Source organism: Neobacillus sp. MER 74 (genome assembly GCF_023714155.1).
Genome location: NZ_JAMAUV010000011.1, coordinates 1 through 24,956 on the forward strand (window position 1 = coordinate 1; position 24,956 = coordinate 24,956).

General features: G+C 38.1%; 26 protein-coding genes, 1 rRNA gene and 1 riboswitch. Of the genes, 10 read left to right on the plus strand and 17 right to left on the minus strand.

Annotated elements, in window-relative coordinates:
* Positions 1–112: ribosomal RNA gene (locus M3610_RS17585) — 16S ribosomal RNA — on the minus strand; the annotation flags it as partial.
* 442 nt (positions 113–554) lie between these two features.
* On the opposite strand from M3610_RS17585, the gene cysC reads away from it, so the two are divergent.
* Together cysC and sat are read left to right on the plus strand one after the other, a co-directional pair.
* Positions 555–1,184, plus strand: coding sequence for an adenylyl-sulfate kinase (gene cysC, locus M3610_RS17590; protein WP_396953657.1), 630 nt, complete (start codon positions 555–557; stop codon positions 1,182–1,184).
* The gene (gene sat / locus M3610_RS17595) at positions 1,181–2,329 is read left to right on the plus strand and encodes a sulfate adenylyltransferase (RefSeq protein ID WP_251461028.1); all 1,149 of its coding nucleotides are present in this window, start codon (positions 1,181–1,183) and stop codon (positions 2,327–2,329) included. Before cysC ends, sat begins: the two co-directional genes overlap by 4 nt.
* Positions 2,330–2,542: 213 nt before the next feature.
* Here the strand turns inward: sat and M3610_RS17600 are convergent, their stop codons facing one another.
* Positions 2,543–3,229 (minus strand): sulfotransferase family 2 domain-containing protein, encoded by a 687-nt coding sequence (locus M3610_RS17600; protein WP_251461029.1) that lies wholly within the window; start codon positions 3,227–3,229, stop codon positions 2,543–2,545.
* A gap of 503 nt (positions 3,230–3,732) precedes the next feature.
* On the opposite strand from M3610_RS17600, the gene wecB (M3610_RS17605) reads away from it, so the two are divergent.
* Positions 3,733–4,827, plus strand: a complete 1,095-nt coding sequence (gene wecB, locus M3610_RS17605) for a non-hydrolyzing UDP-N-acetylglucosamine 2-epimerase (protein ID WP_251461030.1) — start codon at positions 3,733–3,735, stop codon at positions 4,825–4,827.
* Positions 4,828–4,916: 89 nt separating this feature from the next.
* Here wecB (M3610_RS17605) and M3610_RS17610 read toward each other — a convergent pair whose 3' ends face one another.
* The 6 genes from M3610_RS17610 to M3610_RS17635 form a co-directional block, all read right to left on the minus strand.
* Positions 4,917–5,825: an NAD-dependent epimerase/dehydratase family protein gene (locus tag M3610_RS17610; protein ID WP_251461031.1), complete on the minus strand. Its 909-nt coding sequence runs from the start codon at positions 5,823–5,825 to the stop codon at positions 4,917–4,919.
* Positions 5,822–6,649, minus strand: a complete 828-nt coding sequence (locus M3610_RS17615) for a dTDP-4-dehydrorhamnose reductase family protein (protein ID WP_251461033.1) — start codon at positions 6,647–6,649, stop codon at positions 5,822–5,824. Before M3610_RS17615 ends, M3610_RS17610 begins: the two co-directional genes overlap by 4 nt.
* Positions 6,646–7,632, minus strand: a complete 987-nt coding sequence (locus M3610_RS17620) for a polysaccharide biosynthesis protein (RefSeq protein ID WP_251461035.1) — start codon at positions 7,630–7,632, stop codon at positions 6,646–6,648. Before M3610_RS17620 ends, M3610_RS17615 begins: the two co-directional genes overlap by 4 nt.
* Positions 7,633–7,838: 206 nt before the next feature.
* The gene (locus tag M3610_RS17625; protein ID WP_251461036.1) at positions 7,839–8,219 is read right to left on the minus strand and encodes an SET domain-containing protein; all 381 of its coding nucleotides are present in this window, start codon (positions 8,217–8,219) and stop codon (positions 7,839–7,841) included.
* A gap of 241 nt (positions 8,220–8,460) precedes the next feature.
* On the minus strand, positions 8,461–9,546 hold the full coding sequence (locus tag M3610_RS17630) for a CotH kinase family protein (RefSeq protein WP_251461038.1): 1,086 nt from the start codon (positions 9,544–9,546) through the stop codon (positions 8,461–8,463).
* 42 nt (positions 9,547–9,588) lie between these two features.
* On the minus strand, positions 9,589–10,371 hold the full coding sequence (locus M3610_RS17635) for a sulfotransferase domain-containing protein (protein ID WP_251461040.1): 783 nt from the start codon (positions 10,369–10,371) through the stop codon (positions 9,589–9,591).
* Positions 10,372–10,600: 229 nt separating this feature from the next.
* On the opposite strand from M3610_RS17635, the gene M3610_RS17640 reads away from it, so the two are divergent.
* A complete protein-coding gene (locus M3610_RS17640) occupies positions 10,601–11,617 on the plus strand; it encodes a glycosyltransferase family 4 protein (RefSeq protein ID WP_251461042.1) in 1,017 nt (338 codons plus the stop codon).
* 53 nt (positions 11,618–11,670) lie between these two features.
* The gene (locus tag M3610_RS17645; RefSeq protein WP_251461045.1) at positions 11,671–12,702 is read left to right on the plus strand and encodes a glycosyltransferase family 4 protein; all 1,032 of its coding nucleotides are present in this window, start codon (positions 11,671–11,673) and stop codon (positions 12,700–12,702) included.
* 130 nt (positions 12,703–12,832) lie between these two features.
* Here M3610_RS17645 and M3610_RS17650 read toward each other — a convergent pair whose 3' ends face one another.
* Complete coding sequence (locus M3610_RS17650) at positions 12,833–13,990, minus strand: glycosyltransferase (protein ID WP_251461046.1); 1,158 nt, start codon at positions 13,988–13,990, stop codon at positions 12,833–12,835.
* A gap of 181 nt (positions 13,991–14,171) precedes the next feature.
* Positions 14,172–14,582: a hypothetical protein gene (locus M3610_RS17655; RefSeq protein WP_251461048.1), complete on the minus strand. Its 411-nt coding sequence runs from the start codon at positions 14,580–14,582 to the stop codon at positions 14,172–14,174.
* Positions 14,583–14,929: 347 nt separating this feature from the next.
* On the opposite strand from M3610_RS17655, the gene M3610_RS17660 reads away from it, so the two are divergent.
* Both M3610_RS17660 and M3610_RS17665 read left to right on the plus strand, forming a co-directional pair.
* A complete protein-coding gene (locus tag M3610_RS17660; RefSeq protein WP_251461050.1) occupies positions 14,930–15,280 on the plus strand; it encodes a hypothetical protein in 351 nt (116 codons plus the stop codon).
* Positions 15,281–15,400: 120 nt separating this feature from the next.
* Entirely contained in the window at positions 15,401–16,282 is an 882-nt protein-coding gene (locus tag M3610_RS17665) for a glycosyltransferase family 2 protein (RefSeq protein WP_251461051.1), read from the plus strand.
* 380 nt (positions 16,283–16,662) lie between these two features.
* Here M3610_RS17665 and M3610_RS17670 read toward each other — a convergent pair whose 3' ends face one another.
* From M3610_RS17670 to M3610_RS17680, 3 genes are all read right to left on the minus strand, one after another.
* Positions 16,663–16,803 carry a hypothetical protein gene (locus M3610_RS17670; RefSeq protein WP_251461053.1) on the minus strand — a complete coding sequence of 47 codons (141 nt, stop codon included), beginning with the start codon at positions 16,801–16,803 and terminating at the stop codon, positions 16,663–16,665.
* Between the two features lie 205 nt (positions 16,804–17,008).
* Positions 17,009–17,440 carry an SRPBCC family protein gene (locus M3610_RS17675; RefSeq protein WP_251461055.1) on the minus strand — a complete coding sequence of 144 codons (432 nt, stop codon included), beginning with the start codon at positions 17,438–17,440 and terminating at the stop codon, positions 17,009–17,011.
* 128 nt (positions 17,441–17,568) lie between these two features.
* Positions 17,569–17,733 carry a hypothetical protein gene (locus tag M3610_RS17680; RefSeq protein ID WP_251461056.1) on the minus strand — a complete coding sequence of 55 codons (165 nt, stop codon included), beginning with the start codon at positions 17,731–17,733 and terminating at the stop codon, positions 17,569–17,571.
* Positions 17,734–17,782: 49 nt separating this feature from the next.
* Positions 17,783–17,868: riboswitch (cyclic di-GMP riboswitch) on the minus strand.
* Positions 17,869–18,111: 243 nt separating this feature from the next.
* On the opposite strand from M3610_RS17680, the gene M3610_RS17685 reads away from it, so the two are divergent.
* Complete coding sequence (locus M3610_RS17685; RefSeq protein ID WP_251461058.1) at positions 18,112–18,858, plus strand: M15 family metallopeptidase; 747 nt, start codon at positions 18,112–18,114, stop codon at positions 18,856–18,858.
* Positions 18,859–18,968: 110 nt separating this feature from the next.
* On the opposite strand, the gene M3610_RS17690 is transcribed toward M3610_RS17685, so the two are convergent.
* Entirely contained in the window at positions 18,969–20,147 is a 1,179-nt protein-coding gene (locus tag M3610_RS17690; RefSeq protein WP_251461060.1) for a toxic anion resistance protein, read from the minus strand.
* Positions 20,144–20,800 (minus strand): 5-bromo-4-chloroindolyl phosphate hydrolysis family protein, encoded by a 657-nt coding sequence (locus M3610_RS17695; RefSeq protein ID WP_251461062.1) that lies wholly within the window; start codon positions 20,798–20,800, stop codon positions 20,144–20,146. Before M3610_RS17695 ends, M3610_RS17690 begins: the two co-directional genes overlap by 4 nt.
* 299 nt (positions 20,801–21,099) lie before the next feature.
* Between M3610_RS17695 and M3610_RS17700 the strand changes: the two genes are divergently transcribed.
* Complete coding sequence (locus M3610_RS17700; protein ID WP_251461064.1) at positions 21,100–21,696, plus strand: hypothetical protein; 597 nt, start codon at positions 21,100–21,102, stop codon at positions 21,694–21,696.
* A gap of 111 nt (positions 21,697–21,807) precedes the next feature.
* Here M3610_RS17700 and gloA2 read toward each other — a convergent pair whose 3' ends face one another.
* Entirely contained in the window at positions 21,808–22,194 is a 387-nt protein-coding gene (gene gloA2 / locus M3610_RS17705; protein ID WP_251461066.1) for an SMU1112c/YaeR family gloxylase I-like metalloprotein, read from the minus strand.
* Positions 22,195–22,216: 22 nt separating this feature from the next.
* Positions 22,217–23,359: a non-hydrolyzing UDP-N-acetylglucosamine 2-epimerase gene (gene wecB / locus M3610_RS17710; protein WP_251461068.1), complete on the minus strand. Its 1,143-nt coding sequence runs from the start codon at positions 23,357–23,359 to the stop codon at positions 22,217–22,219.
* Between the two features lie 211 nt (positions 23,360–23,570).
* Between wecB (M3610_RS17710) and M3610_RS17715 the strand changes: the two genes are divergently transcribed.
* On the plus strand, positions 23,571–24,953 hold the full coding sequence (locus tag M3610_RS17715; protein WP_251461070.1) for a S1C family serine protease: 1,383 nt from the start codon (positions 23,571–23,573) through the stop codon (positions 24,951–24,953).
* The last annotated feature ends 3 nt before the right edge of the window (positions 24,954–24,956 follow it).

Sequence of the window (24,956 nt, forward strand, 5' to 3'; positions counted from 1 at the left end):
CCCACGTGTTACTCACCCGTCCGCCGCTAGACTCCGAAGAGTCTCGCTCGACTTGCATGTATTAGGCACGCCGCCAGCGTTCGTCCTGAGCCAGGATCAAACTCTCCAAGAAAGTTGATTAGCTCATAAAAGTTACGTTGGCTCATGTTCTCCATATTATTATAGAAGAAACATGATTAATATTGTTTGTTTGCACGAATTGTTTGTTTAGTTTTCAAAGAACAATTTAACAAGAAAACTTTTATATCTTATCGCAAATCACAATCGTTGTCAATAACTAATTAATGTTTTTCCGAAAGATTAATAGTCTCATTGGCAACTTCTATATATTATCACCACGAAATCGGAATGTCCACTAAAATATTTTCCATTTATTAAAAATCAAAATTATTAAAATATGGATGAACCAGATTTTGAAGAACAATTTCGCTAATCATTTTTCCTAAAAAAATTATCGAGTACATGTCCAAAAAAATGAATTAAACTGAATCATATATCATGGACAACTCTTTAATTACAGCATAAACATAATATTATGTAGAAAGGAGAATGCAATCTTGCAAAATAGTAATTCCGATAAAAATGTCATTTGGCATACATCAACGGTAAATAAAGAAGATAAACAAAAATTACATGGGCATAAAAGTTTGATGATTTGGTTTACTGGTCTTTCAGGATCTGGAAAATCGACAATCGCCAATGCACTTCAGCTTGAGTTATATAAAAAGAGAGTAAGTGTGTATTTGTTAGATGGGGATAATCTTCGCCACGGCATTAATAAGGGTCTCACATTTACTGAAGATGATCGAAAAGAAAATATAAGAAGAACGGCGGAAATTGGTAAACTTTTTGTTGATGCTGGGATGGTGGTTCTTGCTGCACTAATCTCACCCTATGAAAAGGACCGCCAAAACGCTAGATCCATTTTTATAAAGGAAGAATTTATAGAAATCTATGTAAAGTGTCCCCTTGAAGAATGCGAAAATCGTGATCCGAAAGGACTGTATAAAAAAGCACGACAAGGTGAAATAAGACAATTTACAGGTATTGATCAACCTTATGAAGAGCCAACAAATCCTGAAATCATCATTGATACAAATGTATTATCTATACAAGAATGCGTTGAAATCATTACATCCCATCTTTTTAACAAAGTTGGACTCATTAAAAAAACAAAGGAATGATTATATTGACATCAGGTATTCCTCACGGCGGGAAATTAATAAATAGAACGGACACCAGCTATAATGTTTCTTCTATTGTCAATGAAATTGAAATAGATACGATGGCCTTATCAGACCTAGAATTAATAGCAAACGGAGCTTACAGTCCTATCACAGGTTTTCTTGGGAAAGATGATTATCAATCTGTCCTGCAATCGATGCGATTAAAAAACGGTTTAGTTTGGAGTATTCCTATTACTCTCCCTGTAACTGAGTCAGAAGCAGATAAGGCGAAAATTGGCGAAAAGGTAAAGTTAACTTATAAAAACGTTGTTTACGGAGTATTAGAATTACAAGAAAAATACGTACCAAATAAATTAGAAGAAGCCAAAAAAGTGTTTCAAACAATTGATCCTAATCATCCAGGAGTGAAAAAATTACTTAATCGACCAAGTATATATCTCGCTGGACCCATTTCTTTAATAAAAATTCCACCCAAGAATGAAAACTTTACTCAATTTTTTAAAACACCTCTAGAAACAAGAAAAGAGTTTAAGAAAAATAAATGGAGAACAGTAGTCGGGTTTCAAACGAGAAATCCTGTCCATAGAGCGCATGAGTATATCCAAAAATCTGCTTTAGAAATTGTAGACGGTTTGTTCCTTAACCCTTTAGTAGGAGAAACAAAATCCGATGATATCCCTGCTGATATAAGAATGAAAAGCTATGAAGTTCTACTTAAGAATTATTATCCAATGGACAGAGTGTTTTTAGCAGTGTTTCCAGCAGCCATGAGGTATGCTGGCCCAAAAGAAGCAATTTTTCATGCCATCATTCGTAAAAATTATGGCTGTACTCACTTTATCGTTGGCCGGGATCACGCAGGAGTTGGTGACTATTATGGAACCTATGATTCACAAAAAATCTTCTCACAATTTACTGAGGATGAAATCGGAATAACCATTCTTTGTTTTGAGCACAGTTTTTATTGTAATAAGTGCAAAACCATGGCTTCAAGTAAAACCTGCCCTCACTCCAAAGAAGATCATTTACATCTTTCTGGAACAAAGGTCCGTGAAATGTTACGAAAGGGAATAACACCTCCCTCAGAATTTAGCCGTCCAGAAGTAATTGAAGTACTGATAGAAGGGTTTAAAAACACCTAAAAAAGAGGAGAATATTTATAAAATGTTGCAGATTATACTAAACATAAGAGAAGGATAGATAAGACAGTTAATATTTGTCTTATCTATCCTTTTTTGTACTACATATGACATCTACTACAACATTTAAGTTTTACATCAACAAAATTATTATATGTTCTTCAACTAATGCACTCCAGTTTGTTGAAGAACAAAAAGGCGGTTAATAAAGGTACTTTATTTTAATGATTCCTTCCAAGTTTCAAGTTCTATTTTCGATGTACTATCTAAATTCTTTAAACGATTTTCAAAATTTTCTTTCGCCCATTGATATAGTTGTATATCGAGACTGTTCGCTATTTCTATTTGTTTAATAGTTTCCGTCGATATAGTTTCTTTTTTTTGTTTTTTGGGATTTACATTGTTTTTTACATAATGAATATCTTTCCATCCCATTGTCTTTTTTATTAAAAATAAAGATTCCGTAAACATCTCTGTAATACCAAAAAATGCAAAAGTTTTTAAATTGTTAATCGCCTGTTCTAAGTCTGGTTTGTCACCAGTGATAAAGCGTGTCTGCATGTTGGGAAACCCATCTAATTGTGCAAATTCTCCTAGGCTATATTTTCCTATGCTATCATCGTTTAGAATATATTTGATGTAATAATAATGTGAGATTACACGATCTATTGGATCTCTTAGCATTGTAACGTAAATACGGGGTCCCAGCTCCTGGTGTTGACCAAAAAGGTTATGCCCTAAAACACATTTTGTGTTGTTATTTATTTGACTTACTATGTTCAATGCTGGATTGCTCACAGAAAAAACTTCATGTGGATTGTACTTGGTATAAATAATACCGCTTAATGAGGAACCAGCGGTTTTCGGTATATGCACAAAGATTAACACTTTATCTTTATACAATAACTCACCTTCTTTCCCTTTGATAATATTAATTTATGAAAATACAAACACAAAATGAATAACCGATCACCTATTTTTGGTAAAATTTATTCGTGTTAAATACAGAAGAGAACTTCTCAAGGATACTCGATTACTTTCCAATACCTTCATCCCTTTATATCAAAGTTCCTATAGCCGTTTCATGCTCTTCATTTTAGAAGTCTGATCTCACGGTTATTTTATGTTCTTAGACCGTAGACCTTCACCTCATTAAAAAATGCTTATTGCATCATGTCTTGCATAAGACTGGCTTACTTAAAATATGTTAAAAATAAGAACCTTAATAAAAGGATTTTTAGAGAATGATAATTTTTAATATTACACCAGCAATGAGTCGAAAAAGAAAAACAATGTTAGAGATTTCTGAAATTTGAATTCTTAAATTTTCAAGGGGGAGTAGATTTAATCCTATGTTTGTTAGTTTTTCGTTCCCCTAACAATATAAGGGAAAGGGTTGAAGACTTTTGAAAGTAATGACAATACTTGGGACACGCCCAGAAATCATTCGATTGAGCTTGATTATTCAAAAATTAGATGCTTTAACAAATCACTTCCTTGTTCATACCGGACAGAACTATGACCGTTCTCTCAGCGATGTGTTTTTTGAACAATTAAGAATCCGGCAGCCAAACTACAAAATATCTTTAAACTCTAATACCTTTGGCCAACAGGTAGGATATATGTTTTCAGAAATGGAAAAAATCATCACCAAAGAGAAACCAGATAAGATTCTTCTACTCGGAGACACAAACAGCGGTCTTTGTGCATTACTCGGTGAAAGAATGGGCATACCAGTCTTTCATATGGAGGCAGGAAATCGTTGTTTTGATATGTCTGTACCCGAAGAAATTAATCGAAAGGCCATCGATTCCATTTCAACTTATAATTTGCCCTATACCATGTTTAGCCGAGAAAATCTGATACGTGAAGGCGTTCCTAATCATCGAATCTGGGTTTCTGGAAATCCTATTTATGAAGTACTGCAGCACTATATGCAGGAAATTGACAAAAGTGACATCTTAACGAAGTTGAATATTACTGCAAATGGATATATTGTGGTGACGGCCCACCGCGCCGAAAATGTAGACAATGAAACACGACTCCGTCACATCGTAGATGCGCTTCAGTTCATCGCCAAACAACACCAAATTCCGATTATATGTAGTGTACATCCACGAACACGTGATCGGATGCAAAAATTTGCGATCGATACTCAAGAGCCTCTAATCCACTTTAGTCAACCATTTGGTTTTTTTGATTTCGTCCACCTCCAAAAACATGCACGCTGTGTCATCACAGACAGTGGAACGGTTCAAGAGGAAAGCTGCATTCTTGGGGTACCGTCGGTGACCATAAGGAATAGTACAGAAAGACCTGAGACGGTTATCTGCGGAAGTAACGTAATTTCCGGTGTTCATTCTAAAACAATCTTAGACAGCGTGAATTTGATGATACAGTCTGGCCGTTCATGGAAATTACCTGAAGGATATGATGACCCAAATGTATCGAGTAAAGTGGTCAACATGGTTTTGGGGGGACTCCATCACGTTAAAAGCTAAGATTACCGAGTAACAGTAAAAAAAATAGCAATAAAAACAAGCCTTTCTCCTAGTGTGAAAGGCCCTCAACTTAAGAACACAAAAAATAACTAACTCGATTCGTTCACTCGGTAAAATTGAAGCGTTTCGTATAAAGATTGCTCAAAAGGAATAAGCGGCTCCCAGTGTAAAGCTCTCATTTTACTATTATCCATCATCGGACTAAATTGTGTCGAAGTAACCTTTTTATCCTTTATTGTAAGAGTAATCTCTGTCAGCGACTGAAAGGTACTTATAACCTGTTCCAAGGGACGGGTTATTCCTGTACAAATCTCATATGCATCTTCTATGGTATTCATTTTAAGCAAATAATCATAGGCACGGACTGCATCTCTTACATCCAGAAAATCTCTTCCGGATGTAAGATTAGACACCTCTAGAATTGGCTGTATTTTGCCCATCTCCATATCACTTATTTTTCGGGCAAATACAGAACAAACACCATTTGAAAATCCTGGACCGATGAGGTTAGATGGTTTAGCAATCGTGATATTTAAACCGAACAATCTTTTCCATGATTCTGCCACCAAAATTTGTATTCCCTTACTAAAGCCATAAGGGTGAACGGGATTAGGTGTAATGCGAGGATCAAATTGCAAAGCCGAACCCACAATAACTGTTCTTGATTCAGAACAATGAAATCGTAGAGCCTCCAGCAAATTTAAAGTAGAAATAACATTTGTCATTATATAATAAGCTGGAGATTTCCATGACTCCTCCACTGAACTTCTACCAGCTAGATGCAGCACATAATCCGGTTTAATTTTTTCGATAAGCTGGTTTACAGCCTGTCCATTTATTAAGTCACACTCTTCGATATGGTAGTTCATGTTATGCTGGAATGTAGTTTTTGTTCTTACAACAGCAACAACCTCCATCCCATTATTTGAAAAATAATCGATGGCATGACGGCCAGTAAATCCACTCGCTCCAGTTATCAAAATTTTGGGTGAACTCACTGCTGATCCAACCAATCTCTTAATTCAACGAGCATTTGTTTGTATCCAGGTACTTGATATTGAAAGTCCTTGCGGGTATTTTTTAAGGTTTTATCTGACATAACAGTTTCATAAGGAATAATCATAACATCCTGCTTATCAAATACCTCTTTGAAAAATTTGAGCAATTCGTATTTTGATATTTTTTGAGGAGCACTTAGATGGTATAAGCCAAAGATATTTTGCTCAATCATTTGATCAATCACTTTAGCAAGTTCTAGTGTTGTAACCCCGTTCCAAAAAACATTAGTGTATCCTTTAATTTCCCCACTCTGCTGCATAAACCAGTGAAGCAAGCCTATCCCATTTTCCCTAATCTCAGGACCAACAATTGATGTTCGAATCGTTAAATGCTTAGGGTCAATGATTTCACCCAATGATTTTGTTTTCGCATATACTGTTTCCCCATCTGTCGGGTCATTCTCTTCATAGTTACCTTTCTCACCAGAAAAAACACAGTCCGTACTGATGTGGATTAACCTGCCTCCATGCCGATTCATTAGCTTTGTTAGTGTATGCGGTAGTATACTATTAACAAGAAGTGCATCTAATGGATTCTGACTAGCATTCTCATTTAATAGACCTACACAATTTATGATGACATCTGGAATTAAAGTATCAATCACTTTTTCCAGATTCCCTTGATTCCTGACATCGAGTTCAATGTCACCCATATTAGTAACCTTACGGCTAGCTGAAAAAACAGTATGTTTTGAACATTTTCTAAAATACTGGGTAATCATATGACCTGCCATTCCACTTCCGCCTAACACTAATACCTTCATTCGATAAACCCGCCCTTTCTCAACAGGGCTTTTATTTCTTCTTTTGTCATTAGCGATTGGTTAGAATGATAATCTTTCATACCAACAACTTTATATTTTGCATAATATTCCTTTATTTCTTGAATCTCAACCGTTGGTAGAATCACATAATAATCCTCATCAAAATATATTGTCGTTTGACTCTCATATTCGGAGAAAAGAATTTCATGAATTTTTTCTCCCGGCCTTATCCCAAGTTGGACAAACTGAACATCCTTTTTTCCCATGGATTCAATAAGTACTTGAGCTAAATCTACAATTTTACACGTAGGCATTTTCATCACAAAGATTTCTCCGCCTATACTTTCATAGGTAGCTTTGAAAAGAAGATTAATAGCATCCTCAAGGGTAAGAAAAAATCTTGTCATATTGTTATCGGTTATACCAACTTGATTTTTCGTCTTGATTTGGTCCTTAAATACATGGATCACACTTCCATTTGTACCAAGTACATTGCCGCCCCGGACACAAACAAATTTAGTATCAGAAGAAAATGTGTTAGCGTGTATAATCAGTTTCTCTCCAATTGATTTAGTCATCCCATAAAAATTAGAAGGACTGGCGGCTTTGTCAGTTGAAATATATACGACCGTTTTTACAAAATTGGCTAGTGCAGCTTCTATAACGTTTTGAGTACCTGTTACATTTGTTTTCAATGCCTCAACAGGCTGCGCTTCACAGACAGGTACATGTTTTAAGGCTGCTAAATGGAAAATGTAATCGACACCTGCACAAGCTTTAGTAAGCTCTTCCCTTTCTTTGATGTCACCAATGATAAACGTTAATAATTTATTATCAAATTTCCTTTTCATTTCTACCTGGCTGAATTCATTTCTGGAAAAAATTCGGATTTCCTTTGGTTTTTTCGGGAGAAGTTGTTTTACTAACTCATGTCCCCATGAACCTGTCCCTCCAGTGATCAGAATTGTCTTACCGTTAAACAATTTTATTCCACCTCTTTATCGTTTTTTTGAAGAATTCGGATAAGTAACAGCAGGTCCAATAATTGGATTTAATATAATCTATGCTCAATAAAATTTATAGTTCTAGACCGTTTTATTATTCGCAACATGTTTTCTATAGAAAACACTACTGATATACGAATTTCCACCTAGAAAGAGGGTGGTGTGATGCAGCTTACTAAAACCTATTAATCGATTACCTCGAACCATAATGGTGATTTATCTTCAGGATCGCCATTATAGTTGATAGTAATTTCTTCTCCCTCTTGAATGTCAGAAATAGCATAAAAATCAATGGTTAGGTTTTCCAGATTATTGTAAAATATAGCGTTCGGAGAATACGAGTGATTAAATAAGGATCCATACCCAAGCGCTATAGCCGATTTATTGTGTTTTTTACCCCAATTGAAGAAATAATTAAATACAATAGTCTTCTCGAGATACTTACGTTCGCGTTTAGGTGATACGAAAACAGGTGATTCCTCAATAAGTTCACCTTTTTTGATAGGTCGTACAGCGAATACCCCTCTCCCGTATTTTCCAGTATCTTTAACATAAATCGATCCCATGGTGAGCTCCTTTCTGAATACTTCAACATATAATTATTGCTTTTTGTTGGGCTTCCCCTAACGTGTTTGTCCACACTATTAGTCTATTAACAACTTACAATTTTTGTAAGTACAATAGTCTACTTTTTGGAAAAATAGGCTTATTTACAACTCCAAGAAAGGGCCACCGTTATAGAGACGTGCAATAGGATTATGTCAGTAAAATAAAAACCCCAATATGCTCGGGGTTTAAGGATTTACTCTATTTTTCAAATTTCATGAGTTGATTTTTCAAATAAATACCACGGTCACGGATAAATCGAAAGATAAATTCAGGTTCAGAATCAAATATACTTATTTTTTTCTTTTTATAAGGATCGAGGAGAAAGTGAGGTCGAATAGCTTGATGCAACGAAACGATTTTATCTTCCAAATACTCGACTGTAAACTGAACCTCTAAAATTTCCTCCATCATATTACGATAAAGTTTACGAAATTCAGGTACCTGCAGAAGAAAAAAGGGTAGGTGATTGTCCTTATGACCTTCAATTGGAACGTAGTCATACCTCATAATGCCCCCATTGACCTTCCTTCCCCAAGTTGCATCATAGTCCCATGGAATGATTTCAAACAATCCAGTCTGACTGTTACGATATAAAGCATAGTTGTGTGTGAATCCGTCATTATTCATTGTGCAAACTGCTCCACAGAGCCAGCGAAAATATTTTTCAATATTTAAATACTCGATAATTATATGTGGAAAATCAGATTGGGGGGTGTTTATTTTATAAATTAATTCTTCGATATATACATCGTCTGAATAACTGCCAATTTTTCGTTCATAACCGGAAAGGAGGGAATGTTTTAACTTATTGTCTCTCATCAAGGATAAATTCGCGTTGTTGTTGACAGCATAGTAAATAGGACCTGGAGGGAGGCCTCTCTTTTTTAAAAATAAATCGTCTACAGATTCCAATTGCAGATAGACCCCTTGATACGTTCCATTTAGAGTTAGATTTATATGTTGACTTTCTGGAGAAAGGACCCCAAGTTCCTGGAAGAAATCGAAAGAAAGTTTATTGCGCATGAGTGAAGGGTCTTTGTATTCAGCATTTAGATGAATTTCCCTGTAACCATAGAATCTTTTTGGTTTGATGAAATCTATCCAGTACGATTTTTTACGAAATTCCCTCGTATAGGAACCACGGTACGAAATATCAATATCATAGGTCTTTTCTTCTACCGTCAAATAAGCGGGTACAGGCATGTCATTCCATATGTCACTCCGCAGATCTTCTAAATCACCTTCTTCTATAAGTAAATAATAAGATTGGACATCATTAGACACATGCTATTTCTCCTTCCTTTTTTTCAATATTTAAGCTTCTTTCTACCAATTCATATCTTTTTCATAACCAGAATCAATCAGTAATTTTCCAGCCTCCTCCTTAAATATTTGTTTTATTTCAGGATCGAACTCGTCCATCCAAGCACCGATTTTACCTTTTCTAAAAGTATTGGATTTGCTGGGATTAATATTGTTCTCCATTTTCTCAATCATGCTCTCTAGAGGTTCCGGTAGTGGTAATTCCTCCCAAAGATAATTTACGATTTCCGTTAAGGCAGCTTGTCTAGTTTTTTTTGAAAGGATTAGATCTTCAAATGAGATAGCCAAAGTATGCGGTACCTTCATCCATTGATAAAAGGGCCGATTCCAAGCATCAAAACTAGGCCACTGTCCATCCACTCCTTTTATCAATGCCATAATTCGTTGCTTTTGAGTTGTTCTTTCATTGTTGAAATTATGGTAAAGAGGATGCTCATTCCATTTAGCCGGAATGAAGTATGCTAAGGATATTAAAACATCACGTGGATCACGGTAAACAAAGATATGCTTTAGCTTTAACCGTTCTAACATGTAAGCGTACTGTTCGGAGTAAAACATATGACCTAAACCAAACTCATTTGGCTGTAAATAGGCCAGTCGATAAAAATGATCCTTAAAAATATTAATGTTTTCCACATGGTGGTCAATAAAAAATTTCTTTTCCGCATTACTTATGTCATTCGTAATATTTGGAAGTCCATTTAGAATTTGATGCATTAAATGAGTTCCGCTTTTAGGAACCGAAGACATAACAAATGGCGGCAATTGATTCATATTTTCATTCATGTAATTAACCTCCTTTTTTTAATAATATTTTTTTAGAATAACCGAGAAGCACTGTCTATGAATCTAACATGCTTACGATAGTATACGAAGATAATTAGAAAATGACTTTATTTTGCTGAAATATAGGTTGGAACACAAAAAACACTATGTAGGCAGAGACATATACAATAAAAATAAGATTTTCATATAATAACTTACTGAATTAAATAAGAAGTGGAGCGAATAAATTATGAAAGTCGTCATTCCCGTTGGAGATTTACATGTTGGCGGGGGGTGCAAGGTTCTTGTCGACATCGCTAACACACTGGCTGATCGTGGACATGATACTGAAATCGTTATGCCTTATACCGGTACCGTTAAATACGATCTCCGTTGTAAATTAACACTTATACCGTCATTGTCGAAGGAGTATATCCCTTATGGAGATATTATTGTTACTAATTTTTATACGACTGTCCACCCTTCGGTTGAGGCATGGCCAGAACAAACCGTTAGATTGAGCCTTGGATTCGAGCCGTACTGGGTACCAGACAAAACGGAAGCTCTAAGATCCTATCAACACGATATACCCATCATCAGTATTTCTCACTGGTTAGATGAGCAAATTTTTAACCATGTCAACAAAAGGAGCCAAGTCATCAATCTAGGAATTAATCCAAACGTTTTTCATCCCGGATCCCAGCCTAAGGAATTTGAAGCAAACAAACCCAAGGTGATCCTATATATTGGACGAGATGCAGTACATTATGAATTAAAAGGATTTAATGATTTCGCTGAAGCAATGAAAATTGTAAAAAAAGAATATCCCGGGCCATTTATTGTTCATATGATCAGTCCCGATGGAGAACTTTTTCTTCCAGAAATCCCCTATAAAATTTTTCCAGCCCAAGATGAAGAAGGTATGGCCAAGTTATATCGGTCGGCTGATTTATTTGTTTCTTCTTCATGGTTCGAAGCTTTTTCCCTGCCTCCTCTCGAAGCCATGGCGTGCGGTACACCCGTAGTGACCACTAACTCAGGAGGTGTGTTAGATTTCTGTACAGATTTGGAGAGCGCCTTCCTTACGATGCCTAAAAATCCACAATCGCTTGCATCAGGTATTCTTTCTATCATGTTCAGCGAAACGCTAGCAAAAAAACTTATTAAAGGTGGTTTGCAAAGTGCCCAGCACTTCACAAAGGCACGTTATTTATCGGAGATGATAAAAGCAATAGAATCCATTTATGAAAAAAGGATGGGAAGTTAAATGGTAAAGAATCGATTGACTATAAACATCCTATCAAAGAGGAGAGGATAAATTTGAAAATCACGTTCCCAATTTTAACTTTGTGCAAAGGCGGAGCTCAGCGAATGCTTGCTGAACTAGTGAATGGTCTTGTTAATCGAGGTCACGATGTTACCATTCTTATGCCGCCTAGTGGTGACATTGATTATGATATTTTCGGGAAAGTTATTCGTACGCCAACGAACGAAATATTAGAAAGCGACTATCCCAAAAGCGATATCATCGTATCGAACTTTTATACTATAGTACCATCTGCCCAATCAGCAAGTGAAAATGGAAAAGGAACCCACGTACGTCTAAGCTTATGTTACGAGCCAACCTTTTTACCAGAAAATAATGTTACATTTCGTACGTACCATATGCCAAATCTATTGGTTTTGTCCAAGTGGCAGCAACAAATTATCTTTTTAAATCATGGAATTAAGGGGCATATTGTGCCAGTGGGAGTCAGTCCAACCTTTAAAAATCTTCATATACGTAATCCTAATGCCCCTCTGCAGATATCAGCAATTATAAGGATTCCGGAAGGGGGATACTCATGGCATCGGGAACAGGAATATCTTTTGGAGCAATTGAAATTAGTCAAGATGCATTATCCCCACGCCATTATTAACCTATTTTGCCCTCCAAAAGAATTTGCCGCTTCTCCTAGTTTGCAGGGAATAAAAAACAGCAACACCTTCCGTTTCTTCACTCCGGGAAATGACACAGAATTATGCTATCACTATAACCATACCGATATTTTTGTGAATTCATCAACCTATGATACTGCCTGTCTGCCTGGACTTGAATCCATGAGATGCGGTGCCGCTTTGGTAACCACCTATGCCGGGGGCAATCTCGATTATTGCCGTCACGAAGAAAATTGTCTGCTTTCTTACCGTTATGAAAATCGTCTTTTTCAGGATATTATGCGTCTTATCTACGATCCGGTATTAAGGAGTAGATTAGCCTCTGCTGGGGAGCAAGAAGCAGCCAAGTGGACATGGGAAAAAAGCGTATCTGCTTTTGAACAGGCTATTTTACAAATTCTACAAAATAAATAAAAAAAGGGGGTCAGAAATAATCTGGCACCCTTTTTAATGTTGTTACAAAGATAATTTACTTTTGGCTAATAGAATTAGAGATTGAGGGAAATTAAGTAATTGAAAAGGATTAATACCAATAAGGTACTCCTTAGATAAGGGATAATCCCGAAAATGTAACAGGTCCACGAACTGCTGTTTGATTAGACTCTGTATTGATACATTCAGCCGTTATCAAATAACGATGATAACCGATTGAAGCACCAAGATCGATCACTTGAAAGGTAAAATTCTGGTAATCACGTCCGAATTTTACTTTTCTCTTGATAGTAGCGATTATTTCCATATCTCGAACTACTTTAAATAGAATATCAACATTACTTTGAGGAGCGGCAACCTCTATTGTCCCGATAAGCTGAACTCTCGTTCCTTCATTCATCATTGCTAGGCCAAATTCAGCAAGAATTATATTTTCTGGAGAGGATGGAATAATGAGCTGGAGAGAATCACTAAAATTACTCGAGACACTAACATTAAAATCATCAATTTTTTTTTCCTGTCGAAATGTTGCTAATTTTTGTTGATTTCTTCTGCCTATTGCATTGATTAGTAACTCATTGTATTTATTTTTAACATTTTCTGCTTCTTGTATTTGATCATTTTGATGTAATATGGAACCCATCGACTGATGGTATCTATACTTGACAAGCGGTTTATCTAAATAATGGAAAACATAATGTTGTGCCATTCGGGACCACATATCATAGTCCTGTGCATAACGCAAATTTTCATTAAAGAAGCCAATCTCCCTAAAAATGTTTAAATTCGCCATAACCGTACAGCCATTAATATGACAACCCTTTGTTAAATTTGTTAGGAAGTCATCATCATGTTCAAAATGGATCCCTGCGTTTTCATGGATAATCTGATTGTATTCATTGATAAGATGATAATTTGTATAGCTGACATCTGCATTCATTTTGATCATAAAGGCTACTTGTTCCTCCACTTTTCTACTATCAAATAGATCGTCAGAACTCAACCAGGCAAAAATTTCACCTGTTGCCAGGCGAATTCCTTCATTTAAGGCACTTGCTGTACCGCCATTTGTTTTTTCAATGTATTTGACATGCGGTAAATAGAGGTAGGGTTTTATTAGATCATCATACATGGTTGATCCATCATTGACTACGATCAGTTCTATATTCGAATAGGTCTGATTTAAGACACTTTCAATTGCTTGGTTTACGAACGAACAATTATAAAAGGGCATGATAACCGATACCATTGGATTAGACTCATTTTTCATGAAGTTTTACCACCTTCTCTTTTGAGGAATCAAAAGTTAGAAAAAAAGAACTGAAATTCAACTCCCTTTTCGTAACTTTTGAGATACTGTTGTATTTATTATCCAAATCTGTGGATGCTTTTTGTCTTTTTTCCTAACTGAAAGAGAATCTCTAGAGAAAAACTCTAGGGATTCTCCACTATTATAAAATCGATGTTCCTGAAAACGTGATAGGACCAACAGCGGAAGCTTGGTTAGTAATAAGTGAATTTGTTACTTCAGCCGTGAATTTATAGCTATGATATCCAACTGGTGCGTTTAGATCTACGATTTGGAAGGTTGTATTTCTCACTTCGTTTAGCGCTAGAGTCTCAACACGAACTGTACCAATTACCGCTGTGTTTCTGAATATCCGAATTACTATTTGTGGAGCACCCAAAGATGCAGTGAACTCTGCTGTTCCAATTAATAACACATTGGTTCCGGGTTCGAGTACAGCAAGTCCAAATGCAGCAAGCGTAATATTCGCAGGAGCAGCGGGAAGCGGCCGGTTTAAAGATTGACTAAAGTTACTAGGAACACTTGCGTTAAAATCAACAATTTGTTTTGCCAAATTAATCACCTCCATTTTTGTAAAATAGTAACAATAAATTATATGAAGTATATTGTCATTTGATTGTGTCATTCTACAAAATTTTGAAAATTGGACAAAGATAAAATTGTTTTAAAGAATTTAAAGGGAGTATCCACCGTAAGCTGCAATAATTTATTAAATTTGCATCCTAACAGCGTCATCCTCCATAGATGATTTTTAATATTTTCCAATGCTGTTTATGTGAAACTTAAAACTTAATTAAAAAATGTGTTTTTGCTTTGGGGATATAGCCTGTACCGCTATGGAAAATGTAAATAAGATATAGTGAACAAATTAATTAACTTACTATAAAAGGAGGTGTTTAAATGGCAAAAGGAAAAGGTAAAGGGACTAATAATGGAACTGAAACTGCAGGGACTGAGACTACTGGAACTACTGGAACTACTGGAACTAGAAGACGTCGTGGTTGTGCAGGTGATGTAGTAAATTTACGATTTAATCCAACTAACGATGCTGTACTTTCTGTGTTTGTAGCTGGAAGTATTCTTCCATGTAGTTTACCTCCTATCTCTCCAGGACCAGTTCCAACCCCAACTCCTGCACCAGTACCTGCTGCTACAGCTTTTATCAGCTGTCTAGTAGCTAATGGTTTTAACATCGTTGATATTGTTGCTTTAACTCCAACTGATGTTCTAGTTACTCTAGTAAGATGCTAATTGCTGCCACATGATAGCGAAAGCTAACCAAAGGTCCATCCTTTGGTTAGCTACATAAACCTTATGCGTTTATTTTTTCTAATGGTTATTCTATCGAATAAAATCAGAAAAGGTGATCTAATGAAAAATATTGAGGATCCGATGGTATCCTTGATTATTCCCGTTAAAAACGAAGGCAGCAATGTTAGAAATACTATTGAGTCCGCACTTCAGGTTAAAACAGCGTATCCTTTTGAAATCATCGTAGTGGACGATGGATCAACAGACAATTGCTGTGAATTTATCTCCTCTTATGGAACAAAACAAATAAAACTTATAAACAGTAAAGGCATTGGAGCAGCATGTGCTAGAAATCTAGGGGTTCAACATGCCAGCGGATCCTATCTGATTTTTTGTGATGCCCACCTTTTTTTTGAAGATCACTGGATAGAAGGCCTGCTAGACCCCTTGCAAAAGGGGATTGCAGATGCTGCAGCTCCCGGGATTGCCAACGTAAGTAATCCTATGACTCCTGGATTTGGACAATCCTTAAATGAATCACTAGAAGTTCAATGGCATTTGGATAAAAAGGAGCTTTTTCCAACTGCGATCCTGCCGGGAGGATGTTTAGCAGTATCCAAGGAAGTGTTTACTGATATTGGTGGTTTTGACAGCGAATTAAGAGTTTGGGGTTATGAGGATGTCGAGATTTCAATAAAATTGTGGCTGTTTGGATATAGTTGCTATGTGGAGCCAGCAGTGAAAATCCTGCATGTGTTCCGCTCTATACACCCCTACACGGTAAGTTGGGATGATTTTTACTTTAATATGATGAGAATGGCCTTTAGTCATTTTTCTGAAGAGCGAATAGAAAAATGCAGAGGGCTGATTAAACATTGTGACCCCATTATAATAGAATCAGAGGTTCTGAAAACAAACGTACTAAAACAACGAGAGTTATACTTTAATCGTCGTAAGTATGATGATAGCTGGTTTATGAATACTTTTGATATTCATTTCTAATTTTAGCTTTGAACAATTATACTGACCCAATTATTTGAAAGCTATTCAGGCTGTCGGGAAACCTCGATAGCCGATGATTTAATAAATTTTTCTTTTAAATTTGCAGATATTAACAACGTTATCAACATTAATACTGATTATATGCACATGAATTGCGGGAATATCCACAATTTTTCAACATTTATTCACAGATAATGTGAATAAATTATGAATTTTTTCAATATACATACCAATCGATGAAATTATCCACAAAACTCACAGTTTTATCCACAAAATTAACAATTTTACCCACAATTCATATTAATATATCCACAGTATCGATTAATATTATCCACATTCCCCATTACAAAAGGCCTAGCGAAATGGCTAGGCCTTTGTCATTATCTATTCGAGTCTTCTGCCGGATTTTCACTGTCATATCGATCCACAATTTCCTTTAACTCTCCCGTGTCACCTTTTGCATTAATGATTTCAAAAATTTCATTTAAGCCTTCACTAGTTTTCTCTTCATTCTGCTTCATCGCGGCACCCCCTTTTTTTATAGGGTGCCCGATGTTGATGGAAACTATTTCTATAGGATTTTGCCGAAAACATTCTTGTCGCATAGCAACTGTTTGAACGAGCCTGCTTTCATTGTTAGTTTGTTCAAAGTCTTGAGTAAATGATGTGCGTAGCAACAGACTCACTTTAACTAAATAGAGCTTGGATTTCTCCAAGCTGCTTTCATTATTTAACGATGGCTCCCCTTAATTGGTTAATACCAGACTCCAAATATCCCTTTAGACAGGTCAGCATAAAGACCCAGCCTTCTTTATTATCCAGAAGATTACTCATGAACTCGTCGTCATCTTCTCTAAATCCTTCTTCGGTAATCTCAATGATGGTGCTTGAAGAATCCAATTCTTCGAGTGAAATCGTTACTATATTTCCTTTCCCATCTGTGCCCCAGCGGTACACAATTTTCTTGTTGGGCAAGACCTCGATGACTTCAATAACTACTTCGGCATTGTATTCTTCATATCTAAGTGTGACGGTCTGGCCCTGTTCCCATCTTGCAGCTGATGAGAACCAAAAATTCTTGATTTTCTCAGGGTCCACGAAAGCCTCAAACACCTCATTCACTGGTTTCATGATTTTAAATTTTGTCCGATTGTACATTCAGTAAATCCCCTCTCAGCCATTAACGTTTCTACCTGTAATGGTTGTCCTATGGAAGTATTTTATACCATAAAACGTAAAAAAAGCCGGTATCACAATACTGGCTTTCTCTACATATATGGTTTCACTTACATTTTTAGGGCGAATTCAAATGCTTTACTATTATGATAACTTGCTTTAACTATTAGCTTTGCTCTTAATTCCTCATCCAGACAGTCTTGCTTTAATAGTTCATTGTGGCGGTGCTGGAGTAAATGATAGTAATATTTGCACTTTATAAACATTTTCAACACAAAAAATCCCCCTCATTAGTGATGAACATAAATCGCAGGAGTGATCGTGTTCGGTAACTGGCAAGCATCGTTCTTAAAACCTTAGCCCCTATAGTTTTGCGTCACCACTTTTCAATGGTTTTGCCGTTTCGTACGATTTATGTGTTTATTTAGAATATAAGCAACTAATTTATAAAATAAAAGTGCCTTTAGACCCACAATCTATCAATTTCTGGTAACTTATTCTACCTTTTTTACAGCTAAATGATAGATGGGCTGGTTGACGCATACTTAAAGTTCACAAGCCACGCTTATACCATTTATAGGGACAAGAGTTAAAAAAGAACGTTTTAAAGTCTATGTTCCTGTCCATGATGTTACTGGGGTGAATTTATGACTATGTTTAAGATACGGTATGTTTTTCTATTTCTTGTTGTGTTTACACTCTCATTAGCAGGCTGCACAGGGACACTTCATTTTTTGCAGGATGAAGGGAACTTGACGAAGAAAAGTTCTCCTCGTGCTGAAGATCATCAACAAAATGCTGGCAGTCAAGCGGTTTCCTCCCAAGAAGTTATACCTGTTCTTGTGAATAAAAGCAATAAACTGCCCGATCAATTCCAGCCAAGCGATTTAATTTATCCAGATATCCCCTTTACCTTTAAACAAAAGTCAGAAAAGCGGCAAATGAGAGCCGATGCCGGTGCAGCAATTGAAAAATTATTTGCCGGCGCAAAACAACAGGGCGTGAATCTGTTAGGTGTGTCGGCCTACAGGTCACATGCTACCCAAGCAGCGTTGTTCAACCACTACGTGAACCAAGATGGATATGAGGCAGCAAGAAAATATAGTGCCGTTCCAGGAACGAGCGAACATGAAACCGGCCTTGCCATTGATGTTACGGGCGGGGATGGCAAATGTGCCGCCGAGGACTGCTTCGGGGGTACTGATGAAGCGGTTTGGCTCGAAGATCATGCAGCGGAATATGGCTTTATCATCCGCTACCCGAAAGGCAAAGACGACATCACCGGCTATCAATATGAACCATGGCATCTACGCTACGTCGGTAAAACAATCGCCAAAGAAATCATGGAACGCGGCATCACGCTTGAAGAATATGTGGACGCCACCGTTGTGAATAAGTGAATAACTGATATATTTTGATTTTGATTTTGATTTTGGTGCCTGACACCAAAATCATTTTTAATAAAATAGGCCCTAGCTGCACATGTTTGGTTGCAGCGAGGGCCTATTTTTTATTTCCCTTTTATCTCTAGTAGTTTTAATCGAAGGTCGTTTTCCATTGACGCTAGTTCCTGCTCGGCTATGCGGCGCTTGTGGCGGCCTTCCTCTTGGATTCGCATTGTTTCTTCGAGTGTAGTGATCAGGCTTTCCTGTGTTTTCTTTAAGGTTTCAATATCAACGATTCCTCGTTCGTTTTCTTTCGCCGTCTCGATGGTATTGGTTTTTAGCATTTCTGCATTTTTCAAAAGCAGCTCATTCGTTGTTTTCGAAACTTGCTTTTGCGCCTCAACCGCATGACGCTGGCGAATTAAGGTTAAGGCGATCGCGACTTGATTTTTCCATAATGGAATCGCCGTCATGATCGAAGATTGGATTTTTTCCACAAGCGCTTGATTCGTATTTTGAATCAAACGAATCTGCGGTGCGCTTTGAATGGTAATTTCTCGGCTTAATTTCAAATCATGCAGACGTTTATCCAACCGATCCGCAAACTGGATCATATCATTCACTTCTTGAAACTTCATTTGATCATTGGTCTGTTCCGCTGCTTTTTTCAGCTGAGGAATCGTCTTTTCCTGCATTTCCTCCAGCTTAATCTCCCCAGCAGCAATATAGACATTCAAGGCATGGAAGTATTCCTTATTGGTCTCATACAACTGTTCGAGCAATTTTATATCGGACATCAAGACATTCTTGCTGCGGTCTAGTTTTACACTAATTCGGTCAATTTGTGCACCCGTTTTTTGATATTTGGAAAGCACTTCTTGAACCGAGCTTGAAATTTTTCCAAACATACGAGCAAATAAGGATGGCTTCCCATCCTTCAAATCATCGGGATTCACTTCATCCAGCCGCTTCATTAAATCGCTAATGATCTGCCCGATTTCCCCCACATCCTGTTTCTGCACATGTTCAAGCATCGTATGTGAGAATGATAGCAGCTTACCTTGGGCTTGGGTACCATATTGAATCATCGACTGATGGTTTGTAGGATCGATTTGCTCGGCAATCTGATAAGCCTTGGCCCGATGTTCTTCCGGAATCACATCAATTAATTTGACAGGTTTCACCTCGCTTGTTTGCTGGATTGGACTTTTAGCCGTCTCCAGTTGACCTCCAAAAGGATCAGCAAGGATATCATCTAATAAATTACCAGTTTTACTTGGTTGAATTGGGTTGTTTTCGGTCATTTTAGCCACCTATTTTCTTCCGGGAATTTAGCGCTCTTTTCCTTATTGAGAGCATGCTTTGCAACATCAATTTCAAAATTCAAGTGATCAATGTCATCTGAAATCACTTTGTACAAATCCTCTTCCACTACCCTTGTGAGTTCATCAAGAGTATGACGGGTTTCGATGAGAGATTGGCCCATCTCCATGTTCTTTTTCGGCTGGGAAGATAGAAAGCTGTATTTTTCGGTAAGTTCCACAATGGAGTCCAAATGGGAAAAATAAAACTGCTCCGCTTGGTAGAAACGCTTCGGTTCTTTGGTTGTCATCTTGTGTATCTTTTTTGTAATTCTTATGAGATCAATTCTTTGTTTGACAGATGAAATATCGCGAATCGAAAATAGGTTTTTATTCAAGCGATTGATTTTCTGTTTGGCTTCCATAAGGTTTTTCCTTATGTACCGATATTCTTTTCTGGATATTTGATGCTTTTTTAAAAAGCGGGTGTTCATCACAATGCCAAGAATAAAATGAGTAAGCATTCCTGTTGTTAAGGCGATTCCCGTTGCTGCCCAAAAGGTTTGGTCAAAAGGAAAATAGCTGATCAGCCACGTTAAGATGGTTATTGGGACGGCCGCAGATGAGCGGATAAGAAACGACAAAATCGGGTTCATATTTGGATCGACTCCTGACTTAAGACATCTTTATATTCCTACGAATGAATGCAATGGAATGTTTCATTTCCCTCTAAAATATATGCCAAAAAGAAAATTACTTCCATTAACTACTTCCACAATACAGGAAAAAACTCCTCCCCGCCATAGACTTCAAACGGAAAGAAATCTAGGACTTGAGACGTATTTTTTAGGTAGTGGCGGATGTCGAACCCCCACTGTAGGCTTCTTTCTGCCCAAGAGTCAGTTTGTTAGATGCATAGGATAGATACAGGTAGTGAGGAGAGAGGAGAATAGATATGTATCAACCTTATTATATGCCAATGGAGTATCAAAATAGTGTAGGAAATGAGCTGAATTTTCAAAGACAATATCATGGGGGCGGAGTGCATCACAATCATGACGGGCACCATCATTCCGGGGGACAGCATCATTTCGGTGGACAGCATCACAATCATGACGGGCACCATAACCATGGCGGACATGGAGGACATGGGGGACATCCAGGATTAAATCTTGGGTCATTAAGCTCGAGCCTGCTTGGGCTTGGTTTAGGGTATTTAGGTGGGGCTGGGCTGGCAAATGCAGCTAATCCAGGAGGATACGGATTTGGAGGAAGTTATGGAGGATTCCCTGGTTATGGTGGATTCGGAGGATTCCCTGGAGCACCTAGTCAAAGTTTCAATCCATACGGCCCCGGGCCTGGCGGAGCATTTGGCGGGGGTATTGGCTTAGGCTATCCGACTGGAGGCAGCCCGGGTTACCCAGGAGTTGGACCGAATATGAACATGTATGGGCAACCGTTCCAGCCAACTCCCAGTTTAAGCGGCTATGGCACATGGTCCCCAAGTGAATATGGCCTGCCTAGTCCAAGGTATGACTGGGGAAGATTTTAATTCTGGTTGCAAGGCAAGAACTACTCCGTTACATTTAAAGAAAGAGCAAGACCAGGGGGTCCTGCTCTTTTTGGCAATTCATTGGGTTGTCACAAACTGAATTAGGTAAAACTACCGCTCATACAGTTCAATCGGCAGCCCATCTGGGTCTGCGAAGAAGGTAAATTTCTTGTTTGTTATGGGGTCTACACGGACGTCCTCAACATTCACATGATGATTGGACATATATTGAACTGCCTCTTCGATATCATCTACTTCAAATGCAAGATGCCTCAATCCAGCTGCTTCAGGATAGCTTGGCCGTTCAGCTGGGGACGGGAACGAAAACAATTCAATTTGATATTGATCATTCACTGCTAAATCAAGCTTATAGGAATCCCGTTCCTCCCGATATACCTCATTTACCGGAGTGAGCCCAAGGACTCGTATATAAAAATCCTTAGATTTTTCATAATCCGAACAAATTACCGCTACATGATGAATCTTATTTAACTTCATTTAACCATTTCTCCTTAATCAATCATTCTCCTAAGTCCGATGGCCGTTCCTCTTTTCCGAAGTGGTGGAGGATAGCTTTGACGATACGTTCAGAAGCAAAGCCATCTCCGTAAGGGTTCGAGGCATGAGCCATCTTGTCATGGGCCGCAGGGTCTGACAGCAGCCCATCCGCAAGATCAAAGATTGTTTCCTCATCTGTTCCTGCAAGTTTTAGCGTGCCCGCTTCAATTCCTTCTGGCCGTTCAGTGGTATCGCGCAATACTAATACGGGTACACCTAGGGATGGCGCCTCTTCCTGGACACCGCCAGAGTCCGTTAAAATCAAATAGGCTCTTGAGGCAAAGTTATGGAAATCGATCACATCTAGCGGCTCGATGAGGTGAATCCTTTCGTGTTTGCCCAGTACACGATTAGCAATCTCACGAACCACTGGATTCATATGGACAGGATACACCACCTGAACATCCACATGCTTTTCAACCAACCGTCGAATCGCACGGAACATATTTTCCATTGGCTTCCCTGTGTTTTCCCTGCGGTGGGCCGTCATAAGAATTAACCGGTCATTCCCAAGTTTGTCTAAAACAGGGTGAGTATAATTATCTCTCACTGTGGTTTTTAGCGCATCGATGGCCGTATTTCCAGTGATATAAATCCCGGCTTCCCGCTTATTTTCCATCAAAAGATTTTGCTTCGATTGGGAAGTTGGCGAGAAGTGAAGATCTGCCAACACCCCTGTCAACTGACGGTTCATTTCCTCCGGGTACGGGGAATATTTATTATGAGTCCGGAGTCCAGCCTCAACGTGTCCAATCGGAATCGAATGATAAAAAGCAGCTAAGCTCGCGACAAAGGTGGTCGTCGTATCACCATGGACCAGGACAATATCCGGCTTGACGTCCGCAAGAACTTGATTGAGCCCTTCTAAACTCCGGGTTGTTACTTCTAGCAAGGTTTGCCGTTCTTTCATTATATTTAAATCATAATCAGGAGTAATTTCAAAAATTTGCAACACCTGATCAAGCATCTCCCGGTGCTGAGCAGTAACCGTAACAATCGGTTTAATATGATCAGGGTATTTCCCTAATTCTTTTACCAAGGGAGCCATTTTTATCGCTTCCGGTCTCGTTCCAAATACAGTCATTACCTTCAATTGATTATCCATAGCGGCCTCCAAGTATCCTTCAATCCATAATATTTCATTCACTAACATGATACCAAAGATTGCTCATTTATGAAAAAATCATATTCTTTCCCTTCCAATGTCACCTTATTGTTTTCTAAAAATTTCTTTGTACAATATTACTTTTCTCGCTAGGGCGAATATATTGCAGAGTAAATTTCGAAAAATACCCAACCTAGGAGTGAATAATGTTTTGAAAAAAAGGGCCCTTATTACCATCCCTATCAGTTTGCTGCTTATTGCGGTCATGGTGGCTTCTATATTCCTAATCAATCTTAAACCACAGGCTGGCAAAATCGCTCAAGCCCAAAAACTTGCGGAATACTCGAAGCCAGCAGTGGTTCGAATCGTAGATTATGCTGTTGTACAATGGCAGTTTAATAATCCGTATGATCCTGAAGTTATCGCCATATTAGAGAAGTTAAATAACCAATCTGTTGTGGGAGGCTCAGGCTCAGGGGCCATTATTAGCTCGAACGGCTATATCGTTACGAATGCACATGTGGTGGAAGCGACCCAACAGGAAGATGCGGAAATTGCCAATGCTGCCTTTGAACAACTAGTAACAATCATCGCGGATTATTTTAAAGTCGACTATGAAACTGCCTATAAATATATGGTCCAGTACACACAATACTCGGGAATTCAAAAGGTTTTAAAAGTAATTTTACCTAGCGGAGATGTCCTTGATGGAGAAGTAAAAAGCTATGGTGCCCCAATTAACGAAGGAAAAGACGTGGCGGTTTTAAAAATTGAGGGCAAAAATCTGCCGACTTTACCTCTTGGTGATTCAGATAATATCCAAAACCAAGATAATGTTTGGGTCAGCGGATATCCTGCTGCTGCCGATTCGGATCTATTATCACCTGATTCGTCGCTGGTTTCTTCGATGAATGCCGGTCAAATTTCGGCTACTTCCAAAAAGACAGATCAAGGAAGCCCGGTCATTCAAATTAATGCGGCTGCCACGCATGGAAATAGCGGCGGGCCGGTCATCAACACAAAAGGGGAAATCATTGGGCTGCTCACCTTTAGGGGTGACACAGTTAATGGCCAGGAAGTTCAAGGCTTTAACTTTGCCGTTCCTGTTAATACGGTCAAAGAATTTGTAAACCAAGCTGGGGCGAAAAATGCAAAGAGCGAAACGGATAAACTTTACCAAGAAGGACTTAATCTTTACTGGGGCGGCTACTATAAGCATGCGTTAGAAAAATTCGAGGCGGTTCAGCGGATTTACCCAAATCATTCCGAAATCAAACAATATATCGCGAATGCTGAGAAGAAAATGGGAAGCAGCAAGACACTCTGGTCCGATTACGCCACAACCTTCTATATCGTGGATGGTGTATCTGGAGTTCTCATTATCATTCTATTGTTGTTTACCTTTGCTTTTAGGCCGAAGCAGCCAGCTGTTGCTCAGACACTGACTTCTCCAACCCCGACAACGGCAACACCGCCGGAAACAGGGCCAGAAAATACACTAACAGACCTAAATAACGACGGGAAAATCGACGTCCAAGACATCCTCCTCGCCCTCCAAGAGGCACAGAAAAAGCAGAAAAAAGACGAGGAATAATCT